Source organism: Bacillus sp. AC266 (genome assembly GCF_979253805.1).
This window is the reverse complement of the sequence record NZ_CEEDEC010000001.1, coordinates 716,003-728,136: the sequence shown is the minus strand read 5'-3', so window position 1 is coordinate 728,136 and position 12,134 is coordinate 716,003. Positions and strand designations below refer to the sequence as shown.

At 31.5% G+C, this 12,134-nt stretch carries 9 protein-coding genes, 2 pseudogenes and 1 riboswitch; of the genes and pseudogenes, 2 read left to right on the top strand and 9 right to left on the bottom strand.

The features are described from left to right. Positions 1–3: 3 nt before the first annotated feature. Complete coding sequence (locus AC0IXC_RS03800; RefSeq protein ID WP_002013166.1) at positions 4–552, bottom strand: ECF-type riboflavin transporter substrate-binding protein; 549 nt, start codon at positions 550–552, stop codon at positions 4–6. A 139-nt stretch (positions 553–691) separates the two neighbouring features. After that, positions 692–807: riboswitch (SAM riboswitch) on the bottom strand. Between the two features lie 150 nt (positions 808–957). On the opposite strand from AC0IXC_RS03800, the gene AC0IXC_RS03795 reads away from it, so the two are divergent. After that, positions 958–1,641 carry an aspartate/glutamate racemase family protein gene (locus AC0IXC_RS03795; RefSeq protein WP_002032436.1) on the top strand — a complete coding sequence of 228 codons (684 nt, stop codon included), beginning with the start codon at positions 958–960 and terminating at the stop codon, positions 1,639–1,641. Positions 1,642–1,690: 49 nt separating this feature from the next. Here AC0IXC_RS03795 and AC0IXC_RS03790 read toward each other — a convergent pair whose 3' ends face one another. From AC0IXC_RS03790 to AC0IXC_RS03755, 8 genes and pseudogenes are all read right to left on the bottom strand, one after another. Then, positions 1,691–2,869: a macrolide family glycosyltransferase gene (locus AC0IXC_RS03790; protein WP_002189768.1), complete on the bottom strand. Its 1,179-nt coding sequence runs from the start codon at positions 2,867–2,869 to the stop codon at positions 1,691–1,693. A 255-nt stretch (positions 2,870–3,124) separates the two neighbouring features. After that, a pseudogene (gene lepB, locus AC0IXC_RS03785) lies at positions 3,125–3,646 on the bottom strand (signal peptidase I). Positions 3,647–3,723: 77 nt separating this feature from the next. Then, complete coding sequence (locus AC0IXC_RS03780) at positions 3,724–5,850, bottom strand: peptidoglycan D,D-transpeptidase FtsI family protein (RefSeq protein ID WP_088291866.1); 2,127 nt, start codon at positions 5,848–5,850, stop codon at positions 3,724–3,726. A gap of 224 nt (positions 5,851–6,074) precedes the next feature. Next, a complete protein-coding gene (locus AC0IXC_RS03775) occupies positions 6,075–7,862 on the bottom strand; it encodes a PAS domain-containing sensor histidine kinase (protein ID WP_002189773.1) in 1,788 nt (595 codons plus the stop codon). A 349-nt stretch (positions 7,863–8,211) separates the two neighbouring features. Continuing rightward, a complete protein-coding gene (locus tag AC0IXC_RS03770) occupies positions 8,212–9,063 on the bottom strand; it encodes a Cof-type HAD-IIB family hydrolase (RefSeq protein ID WP_471652596.1) in 852 nt (283 codons plus the stop codon). Between the two features lie 177 nt (positions 9,064–9,240). Next, the gene (locus AC0IXC_RS03765) at positions 9,241–9,819 is read right to left on the bottom strand and encodes a cysteine dioxygenase family protein (RefSeq protein WP_341085802.1); all 579 of its coding nucleotides are present in this window, start codon (positions 9,817–9,819) and stop codon (positions 9,241–9,243) included. Positions 9,820–9,933: 114 nt separating this feature from the next. After that, positions 9,934–10,800 (bottom strand): annotated as a pseudogene (locus tag AC0IXC_RS03760) (cytochrome P450); the annotation flags it as partial. A 93-nt stretch (positions 10,801–10,893) separates the two neighbouring features. Continuing rightward, complete coding sequence (locus tag AC0IXC_RS03755; RefSeq protein ID WP_000717620.1) at positions 10,894–11,196, bottom strand: hypothetical protein; 303 nt, start codon at positions 11,194–11,196, stop codon at positions 10,894–10,896. 256 nt (positions 11,197–11,452) lie between these two features. Here AC0IXC_RS03755 and AC0IXC_RS03750 point away from each other — a divergent pair, with 256 nt between their 5' ends. Continuing rightward, the gene (locus AC0IXC_RS03750; RefSeq protein WP_341085801.1) at positions 11,453–11,974 is read left to right on the top strand and encodes a DinB family protein; all 522 of its coding nucleotides are present in this window, start codon (positions 11,453–11,455) and stop codon (positions 11,972–11,974) included. The last annotated feature ends 160 nt before the right edge of the window (positions 11,975–12,134 follow it).

The following is a 12,134-nucleotide window of genomic DNA, read 5'->3' as shown; positions in this document are numbered from 1 at the left end:
TCCCTACTTTTCAATTTTTAAATGTGTATGTTTCTTATTTGATTTCGCTAGACCGATCGTGATTGGTAAGCCAAGAACTAAAAATACGATAACGTCTGCAATTGTTGCGCCTAGTACTTGTATAACTATTTTGTCAAACGGTTCTCCCATCACAATAATATCGAATGCTCCAGCAAATATAATTGCTATGACAATACCAATTAACCCTGCAATTGCAAAATAAGAAATATCACGGTTATTATACGTTCCATGTTTTACACTAAAACCAACTCTTTTTTGTATGAGTCCCATTGCAAAACCAATAATACCTGAACTAATAACCCATCCCCACCAAATACCCCAACCAGCGATCGTATCTGTAACAGTATGACCGATGAGTCCTATTAAAAGCCCTGCTACCGGGCCAAATAACGCTCCAAAAACTGTTAAAATAGCCAATGCGGGTTTAATAAATGTATTCGGCGCGATAGAAAATCCCCAAAGCCCTAATACCCCGTATAAAGCTGCTCCAATTCCAATAGCTACTACTAGCTTTGTCGTTAATTTGTTCATTACAATTCCCCTCTCGTATTATTCAACTTTTAATACTCTATATTTATTTTGAAAATGAATTATGCATCGACACTTCCTTTCTATACAACAAAAAATGACCTCTTAAATAAGAGGTCATTTTCTTTCACGTACAAGAATCCCCTTATCTTTCAAAAGACACATAGTGTCCTCTGCGGAATTAGCACCTTCCTATGTAATTACATAGGGGTTGCTGAGGCTTCAAAGGGCCGTTCCCTCTACCTCTCTGGATAAGTATGTATTTGTAATCTGTATTATGGCACTAACAATAAATAATTTCAATACTTTTCTTACTATTTTTATTTTTCGATAAATAGTTCACTTAAATCATTGTATTCTTATCGGAATTATGAAATAATAAATTCAAAATTGTTACGGGAGGAATGCATGATGAAAGTAATTGGCTTAATTGGCGGACTAAGTTGGGAATCAACATCGTTGTACTATAAACACATTAATACACTGACTCTCTCTAAATATGATCAAAATGCGAAGCTTGTTTTATATAGCATGGACTTTGGGGAGGTAACTACATTATTGCAAAACCATCAATATGAAGAAGTGAAAAATGAATTAGTCACGGTAGCAAAAAAGGTAGAAAACTCAGGAGCTGAATGTTTACTAATGTGTTCTAATACCGTACATCTATTTGCTGAGGAAGTAGAACAAGCAATATCAATCCCACTTCTTCATATCGGTGATGTAAGTGCTAAAGAAATGGTAGAACAGAATATAAAACGGATCGGATTATTAGGAACGAAACAAACAATGGAAGAAGATTTTTATACATCACGACTAGCAAAATATAACATTGAGACAATCATCCCAAATGACGAAGAAAGAACTTTTATCCATCACGTCATATTAAATGAATTAAGTAGAGGAGTTATTTCAGAAACATCAAAAGAAAAACTAATACAAATTACCAATTCATTAATTAATAATGGGGCTGAAGGAATTCTACTTGGCTGTACGGAAATTCCTTTGCTCATTTCCCAAAATGATCTATCTGTTCCTGTTTTTGATACTGCTTATTTACATGCGAATACTGCTGTACAATTTGCTGGATAATAATATAAAAGCATACAGGTAGAGCCTCTATGCTTTTATATTATCCGAACTATTTATTTAAAAGAGCATCAATAACTGCAATGGCTCTTTTGGAACCACCACACTCTAAAAAACTTTCATTCAGTTTTTGAATGCCATGTTTATACTTTTTATTTGAAAGAACGTCTGTTACCGCCTTTTTTAAAGTTTGCACATTAACATGCTCTTTCAATAATCTATGTGCTGCCTCAAGCTCAGTTAATCTTTGCGCTATCATAGGTTGATCTTTATCATGCGGTATTATCACAAATGGGACATTATAATGGATTGCATCGTGCACACTATTCATTCCACCATGTGTAATAAAAACATCTGCTTCACTTAATATTTCTGATTGAGGTACGTAAGGGGTTATAATAAAGTTGTCTGGCGCTTGCTTAATTTTTGAAATATCATTTCTATCACCAATCGCCATTACTACAATCCCTTCGAAATTTGAAAAAGCATCAATACAAGTATTAAAAAATGGTTCGAGCCCTTCGAGAAGTGTTCCCATTGAAATATAAATAACTTTCTTTTTTGAAAGCAATTCAAGTGGAAACTTTACATTTGTTTTGCGCTTTATAATACTCGGTCCAATAAAAACATTGTTTTCTCCGAACGAATCGCTATTAGGTTGAAAATAACGACTTGTATACACGAGACTAATATCTCCCTTATTATGCATAAATTGAAGATTACTTTTGGGCTTTACTCCAAATTCATGTTCCATTTGATACAGTAACTTTTCAGAGAGTTCATCGGGTTGGAATTGTATGTCTGCATTTGGATGAAAAGGCAAGGTTTCCAATAATACTGGTGGAATTAAAAATATAGGAGAGGAAACTATGCCTGGAACTTGTAAATATTCCTTTACTAACTCTCCAGCACCAAATATATCATAAACTATGAAATCAAAATTAATGCTTTTACATAATCGTTTCGTAATTTCTAATATGTATAAAGAAGTTTGAACATGTACATGAAAGAAAGTTTTTAATCCATATGAAGTTTCATTATCAATAGAAATCTCCTTTAATAAATCCGGATGAGTATGTACAATGGCTCCCAAAACTTCAAGCCTTTCCTTAAAACTTTCCGTTGTAATATAGTGTACGTTATCACCTCTTTCAGTAAAGGCCTTTACTAAACTTAATGTAGGATTTACATGTCCCTCTGCAGGGAAATTAACTATTAAAATATTCATCACTTATTTCTCACTCCTACAATTCAATGTTCTTATTAATCGTACTGTTATTATTACAAGCAATCTTCCCTTAATAGTCCCAATATACTTACTACTTTAGGTTGATAAATAATTATCAGACATTGAAAAAGGCATCTACATAAAATGTAGATGCCTAACTGTGATAAGGAGTGTTCTGTGAGGTTAGGATAAGCTTTTCTGCTTGTCCTATGCTATCAATATATGATTTATTTTATAAAACGTGCATATCTAATAGAATTATTTTATTTGATCAAATGGATAATATACCATCTTCACTTTACCTATTATATTTGACTCATCAATTAGTCCAAGCGTATTCCTACTATCTTTACTATGATTTCGATTATCACCTAACACAAATAATTTATGCGTGGGAACTTTCATTTCTCTACAGTTTGAAAAACGATTTGATACTTGTGACATATCTAACTGTATATACGACTCATCACGCTTTTTACCGTTAATATATACCTCATCGTCTCTTAATTATATGTTATTCCCCGGTAATCCAATAATTCGTTTCACGTAGTATGTAGCCGAGTCCTCTTTTTTTATTATTACAACATCACCATGATGAAAAGAAGAAAAATAGATGCTAGCCTTATTAACAAGTATGCGATTATTCTCATTCAAAGTAGGTTGCATCGAAATTCCTTCTACCATACAAAATAAGAATGACTTATTAATAAAAATAATTCCTATTATAATTAAAATATAGCTACATATTTTTCTCCGATCTTTTAGAATCAATTGCTTCATATATACCTCATTTCTAATCTATTCGTATGTAAAAAACGTCTCTAGTTCATATAATTGCTAGAGACGTTTCGTATATTTTAATTCTCTTTAGAGTCATCTGTTTTTGGTGCTTCGCCAGTTAATCGCTTATTTTTTAATTCAAAATAAGCATCTAAAACTTCTTTTCCAATATCAGAGTTAATACCAGATTTATCATTAATAACCCACGGCACAACTACAGAGAATGCTACTTCAGGATTATCATACGGCGCATATCCTGCTAACGTTAAATTATAACATTCTCTTCGCTCACCTTTTTCATTTCTTCCAATATCACTTTCTCCACCGTATACTGTCTGTGCTGTCCCTGTTTTACCTGCTGGCTTATAAGATGCTTTTTGGAACGCCCTTACTCCTGTTCCATCACCTTCTTGGAATACCCTTCTAAATCCTTCTTTTACTTGATTTATATATTCCTCTTTCATATCTATCTTATTTAAAACGATTGGTTCTACTGCATGCACCACTTTACCAATCTCATCTTTTTGCGACGTTTGCTCTCTTACCTCTTGAACAATTTGTGGCTTCATTCGATATCCACCGTTTGCGATTGTTGAAATATACTGTACAAGCTGAAGTGGCGTATAGGTGTCATACTGGCCAATTGAGTAGTCTAGTAAAAAACCAGGTTGATTATCTTTTTTACCAATTTGTCCAGCTGTTTCATTCGGTAAATCAATACCCGTTGGAACACCTAATCCAAATTGCCTGAAATAATACCTCATTTTATCAAAGTACTCCTGTTTAATATTTAATGAACTATTTTTCACATAATCTACACCTGCAATTTTTAATGCTGTATTAAACATATAAACGTTAGAAGAAACTTGTAAAGCTCTTAGATCATCAATATTCCCGAAATCTTTCCAAGACTTTTTCTCCTTAGTTCCTTTAAACTTCATAGGCGCATCATAAAAGTAAGTACCTGGTGTTATAGCTTTCGTTTCGAAACCAGTCAATATTGTCGCACCTTTAACTGTTGATCCAAGCTCATATGAACTTGTCATCGTACCTAAAGCATAATCTTCAACTTCTGTTTTCCCATCTTTTTCTACTAATTTTTTCCCTGCCATTGATAATACTTGACCATTTTTCGGATTTATCATTACAACGAAAGCACGGTCCAACATCGATTCTGAACCTTTATAGGCCTTTAATATTTTTTCTATGCTCTCTTCTACTTTTTTCTGTAATTCCATATCTATTGTTAAAGTTAAATTCTTACCGCTCTTTCCCTCAGAAACGGTTTCCGTTCTAATTGTATTACCTTGTTTATCTGCAACGCTTCTTACTTCTTTTTTTGTACCATGAAGTACATCTTCATATTGCTGCTCGATATAACTTTTTCCAACCCTATCATTTCGGCTATAATCACGTACCAAGTAGTAATCTAATCGTTCACTTGGTAATCCTTCATCGGAATTAGAAACATTTCCAAGAACAGATCGGAATAATCCATCATTTACATACACTCTCTCCCAATCCACCGATACGTCTACACCTGGGAGATTCGCTAAACCTTCACTAATTATAGTAAATTCCTTTTCACTAACATCTTTTTTAATAATTTGAGGTGCCATTTGATAACCTGAAGTCATCTTACTTTTAATAGCTAACACTTTTATATCTTTCTCTGTTAATTCCTGAAGATTTTTATCTGTAACCCGTTTTCTTTTTAACTCTTCTATTTTTTTATCTAGCTTCTTGCCGCTAATATCCTTTTCTCTAAATGTATCTATTTCTTTTTTCGATACTAGATTTTCAGCCAGTTGCGGATTTAATTGCATCCAAAAATCTTTCTTATCTGTCTCATTTAACTTATCTATATCTTCTTGCGGCATTTCAATTATGTCTACAAGTTGTCTTGCAGTTTTTAATATATCTTCTGATTTTACACCTTTCATCTTTGTGTACGTGATCGTGCGTAAAGATGTATTATCAACAACTGGATTCCCTTCTCGATCAAATATTTTCCCACGTGGGACAGATAGGCTCACAGTTGCATTTTCTCTCTTTTCTACTTCATTTTTATAAGTCTCTCCATCGAAAATTTGCACTTTACCTAACTGTATAATCATTGCAGAAAATAATAAAAATACACATAAAAATAAAATATTTAACCGCATCGGTATTGCTCTACCACTTTTTTTCACTTGCTTTTTCACCTTGTCATAATCTCCTCCTTACAGTATTTCTAATAATAATTGAATCTATATATTAAAAGTAGTGCACATTTTCTATACAGTACTTTGTACAAATATTAATATACTGATAAAAACTTAATAGAAATTAAAACAAAGGTTAAGAAAAGGTAAAGTTTACTAAATTAAATATAAAAATACCCAATGAAAAAAGTTTAGCTTTTTTCATTGGGTATTTAATCATTTATTTAAGAGTTAATACTAGAACGTATCGATATACATTTATCATCACAATTTGATAGAGATTGTTTACTCTGAATTTTCGGCAAGTAAATAGTTACAGTTGTCCCGACGCCAACCTCACTCATTATACTTATTGTTCCTTGATGACCTTCAATTATTTTATAACTTAACATCAATCCAATACCGGTACCTTTTTCTTTCGTACTATAGAAAGGTTCACCTAATCTTTTAATTCTTTCTTCAGGTATTCCTATTCCTTCATCTATTACACTAATAATGACACCTTTTTTATGTATTTCTTTTATATGGATTGAAATTTTCCCGCCATCTAGCATTGCTTCAATTGAATTTTGCAAAATATTAATAAATACTTGTTTCAATTGATTTTCTGAGCATTCAATGATTATCTCTTTGGAATCTGTAAATAGTTCAACTTGAATATTTGTCATGATTGCTTTTGTATTAATTAATGATACGACATTTTTAAAAATTTGATAAATATTTTTCTTTTCTGTATTTATTTCATCAGTTTTAGCAATCGACAAAAACTCTTGGAGGATTGCTTCTATTCTTTCTATTTCGGAAAGCATAAGATCAAAATATTTTTCTTGATCTTCTTTATTAATTTGGAATAACTGTATAAATCCTTTAATTACAGTTAATGGGTTTCTCACTTCATGAGCTACACCGGCTGCTAATTGACCAATTGCCGCAAGTGTATCTGATTTATTTAGCAATTCTTCTGCCTTTTTCCGCTCTGTGATATCGCGTACAATGATCATAATTTTATCTTGTAATAATGGTAAACATCTAGCTTCAAAGAAATCGATACTCCCATTAATTGTCAGAATATATTCTACAATTACATTCTTTCCTTCTTCTTTCAATTGGCGAATTGCTTCTTGAAATTGCTGTGCTACTGGAGACGGTAATATTTCGTAAAACTTTTTTCCCATAAAAGCTTCTGCAGGTACGTAAAATTTTGTAGGGGATCCTGCTTTATAATCTATAATTGTCCCATCATCTTCTGTTAAAAAACATAAATCTGGTAAAGCTTTAAAAATTAATTCTAATTCAGACGTTTGTTGTTTTAATTGCTCTTCTATCGCTTTTAAATGTGTAATATCTACCCCAACAGCCCAGTAACTAAATCCTGTTACAGGAAACTGTTCTGATATATTGGACCACATTATCGTTTTAATTTCACCATTTTTACATGTTAAACTCATTTCCCAATCTCTAAAATTTTTTCCACGAGTCAAAAATTTATTTTGTATTTGATGGCGATAATTATGGTCAGGATACAGTAATTGAAGAGCGTTTGGATTCCCAATTATTTCTTCAGCAGTATAACCTGTTACAATCTCGCATTCTCGATTCCATAAAACAAAATCTCCATTATAGTCAAGCGCATCAACCATAACAGGCATGTTTTGTAAGATCGTATGTAGTTCTTCCTCTTTTCGAGAAAGTAACGATGTATTTTTACTTTGAACTGCTTTTTTCATCCCAGTTATAATGAGGTTAGAAAGCATTTCAAAATATTTTTGGCAATTGCAAATTTCGCTTCGTTTGGACCATACAATAAAAGATCCTAAATATTGATTGTATAAGAAAAGGGGGATTTCAATTTTGGGAAGTTTACATACTTTCATTTCATTAATTCCAAATGAAAATATACATTCGTTTTCAGCATCAAGAAGTTGATGTGATATGTTGGTTAATTTATAAAATTGTTCTGCCATGGTTTCTATTGTACTCACATCAATAAGTTCCATTAGCCGCGCATTCATTCCTTTTTCACCTCGATATGTAAAAATTATACAAATTCAAAATTCATACTTCTTCATTATACGAAGAAAGTGCTCCTAGGTATATAGCTGTAGAATAATTATTCTAACAAATTCTATTTTTCAATTAAAAACAGAAAATAATATGGGAGTGTTACGCGCTGCTAACAGCACTATAAAAATACAATAAACATAAAGTTCACAAATTTTTCATAATTTTCATGAAAAATATAAACATTTATTCCAATATATTCTATATAATTAGGTGTAATAAGGCTTCTATGAATCACATAGAATACCTTACCCCTAATAAAAAGAAAAAAGAATCTATTTGGATTCTTTTTTCTTTTTATTACATTACATATTTATATAAAGCATGTGCGACACCATGTTCTTCATTTGTTAACGTTTCGTATTGACACATCGCTTTTATTTCTTCAACTGCATTTCCCATTGCAATTGATATATTTGCTTTCTCCATCATAGAAACATCGTTTAAGCCATCACCTATTGCTACAGTGTTTTCAACTGGAATATTAAGATGTTCTGCTAAAGTATATAATCCATTTCCTTTTTGAGCATCTCGATGATTAATCTCTAAATTATGCCAATAGGAAGATGTAATAGCTAAATCTGTATTATGCAGAAACGTTTCTTTTAATTTTTTTAATTTCCCTATGTCATAAGAAAACGGTAAAAGTTTATGCACATGTATATCAGTTTCTACAATTGGTTTACAACTTTCTGTACTATGAAATGCTGTATGTTCAAGATATAATGCTGCAATCGTTTCTAACTCTTTCAAATCGAAATTTTCTTTTGCATTCCTCACATACTCGATTTCATTACGTACACTCTCTACTCCATAATCTGGTACATACACACCTTTATTAGTATAAAGCTGATAATACAAGCCATTCTCTTCAAGATATTCTACAATCTCAAGTGCCTGCATATTTTGAATTGGATATCTCTTCATCATTTTCTTATCTTTATAAATAAGGGCACCATTTTCCGCAATAATTGGACACTCTAAATTAACTTCTAACAATAATCGTTCAATATCAACGATAGAACGCCCTGTACAAATAGCTACAACATGGCCTGCTTCCTGACATTTTCGAATTGCTTCTGCATTCTCTTTACTAATCATTTTATTCCCCGAAAGAAGGGTTCCATCTAAGTCAATTGCTATTAATTTCATTATTTCTTCACCACTTTCTATAAATACACGAGATCTATTTAACAAAAAGGTATCGTTTTCATATTGAGCTCGTTAAGTACTTCTTATTTATAATTTATGAAAAGCGTTTCAGGTCAAGAAATAATTAAAAATAAAATCAAAAGCTTTTCTCTTTAAAGAAAAGCTTTTGATTTTAAACTATGAACTATAACTAATATATTTTGTCTCACACATATACACATTCTTTTCTTCAGTTGGGACATATACTTTAAACTTTTCTAAACGTTTTCCGTAAATATGAATCGTGACAACACTTTCACATTCAGCTATTTTAAGAATATGACAATCAGCTGGTGGAATGACTTTATCTGTTTCTCCTTCTCCCAAATAAAGATTTCCTGTATGGGTTAAATAAACAAGTGAATTTTCAAGCTGCTTAGTTTGTATAAAGTTCTGCACCATTATCCTTCCTGAAAAAACGCCTTCTACTCCCCATGTACCATCATGATCATGTAAAGATGTAGATTGTCCATCTTTCCATACAAGAGCTAATACTTCAAATCGCTTTAAAGGATCTTCATATAACAAGTGTCGTGCATATTGAGCCGAATTCGCCTTCTGTTTTTCTAGCGGAAGCCATGTTTTTTTTTCTAAAAGTTCTTCTAGTAATTTTTCAATCGCACAAACAATTTGATCTTCTAATAAATTACTATCAATTAAATCCGTTACAGCTTTAATAAATGTTTGAAACGTTTTACTTCCATTACACGTTAACATAAGCATCCTCCTCCACTCTTCTTTCATACACTTCCATACTAAATAGACCACTAAAAATTTACAATTGAGAAATAAAAAAACAAGGTACAGTAATTTTGTACCTTGCTGAACGTTTTACCTAGTTTTCAAAAGAATAGGTAAGTATTTTAATGTTTGTTCATTTTCTAATATACATTTTTCTAAATTGAACGATGGAGATAACTCTATTTTTTCAAAGGCATTTATAAAGGTAGTTAATGCAATCTCAGCTTCTAAACGTGCAAGTGGCGCCCCTAAGCAAAAATGAGGACCTTTACCAAAGGTTAAATGCTTTTCATTTCCTATTCTGTGTAAATTAAATTTAGAAGCTTGTAAGAACTTTTTCTCATCTAAATTTGCTGCACTAACCCACGCAACAATCATTTGATCCTTTTTCATAAAAGGTCCAAATATATTTGTGTCCGCTGTAATCCTCCTAGCTAATGTAATGGGAAAGCGATAGCGTAAAACTTCCTCAATCGCTTTTGAAATTAACGTAGGTTCTTTTCTTAACTCTTCATATATTCCAGGTGAATCTACTAAAAAGCAATAAAAGCTGTTAATAATTAAATTTGTAGTTGTTTCATTACCTGCCGCTAATAAACCTAAAGAAAAAGTAACTATTTCTTCATCAGTTAATCTTTCGCCTTCATATTCAGCTCGTATTAAATCTGAAATAATATCGTCGGTTAAATGATATCTTTTCTCTTGAACAATTGGAAGCAGGTACGTTTTAAATTCATTTAACGCAATTCCTTTTTCTACATCCAAATCGTTAAATTTTTCTTTACTATATGGCATAAATAAAATATCAGACCATTCTTTAATTTTTTTACGGTCAGTTGTTGGCACTCCTAATAAATCGGATATGACGGTAACAGGTAAAGGTGCAGCAAACTCTTCAACGATATTAACCTCACTATATTTCCCGATATGTTGTACAAGTTCATTTGCGATAGACTGATATGTAAATATAATAAAAAACGAATGATTAATAGAAATATTCTACGCCACTCGTTTTTTATCGGACTTCTTTTTACTGTACTTTTATTTTCTTTATGAGTTATTAGAAAAATAATTGTCTATATAAGTCTTTATTTTTTCAAAATCCTTTTCCATAAATAAGATTGCTGGTACTTCAATTATTGGAAGATTATTTTCATTATCAAAAGGTGGACACGGTTTGGGAACTACCAAATAGTCAACTGAGTTTTTATCCCTAATATAATTAATTGAAACATCATAATACTTAGAAAAATATCCCTTCAAATCATCCTGATTCCTTAAAAATGGTAGAGAAAATATTGAACCATAATTTATACCAGCGTCGACAATTAATACAAAGCATATTTTTTTCATGATACACCCTCCTCGTATAATAAGTTTTAAGTTAATAACTGTTCCTTGAAAATTAAATAGTTTTTATCTTCAAGAGCTACATCAAAAAAATGATGTATGGGTAAAATTTAGTCTTGGATAAGGTAACACTGATAAAAACAGGTTTCCTTTTTCTTTATATTCAATTAAATTATATCATTATTTTACATGAATTTTCAGACTTTGTTTTTTTATTTTATTGGTAAACTTATGCTTAGCATGAATTGGAGGGATATATATGATAGATTATAGAATAATTTCAAGAGAAAACTATTCAAATAAGATTGGAGAGCTTGTAACAATGCTTGAACATACAAGAGATGTTACATTGAGCGAAATCTCCAATTTAAACCAAAGTGATTTAGATTTCTTACCAAACGGTAGTTCAAACACTATTGGTTCTCTCTTATCACATATTGCAGCGATAGAGTTTGTTCATCAAGTTATCTCGTTTGAAAAAAGAGATTTAACTGAAAGTGAATATCTAAAGTGGCGAATTTCTTTAGAACTTGGAGACAAAGCAAGGGAAGGAATAAAAAAGCAATCTTTAGATTATTATTTGAATGAATTATCACAAGTTAGAGAAAATACACTAACATATCTGAAATCAAAACAAGATAGCTGGTTATTCGAGGAAAACAAGTGGGATAATGGTGTGCCTTATAATAATTACTACTTGTGGTTTCACGTTATGGAAGACGAAATTAATCATCGTGGACAAATAAGAACAATTAAGCGATTGATGGGAATGAATAAATAAATCTTATTCAACCAAAGGGTGCTTTACTTGAGAAAGTCACTAGAAGAGTCAAATGATAACTATGAACTGCCCCCAATTGCTAGGTTTTGTTTAACAATTGGGGGCAGTTCATTTATAGCGCATAGGTAATCAGCTTTTTGTTAATCATGAGGTAGATATT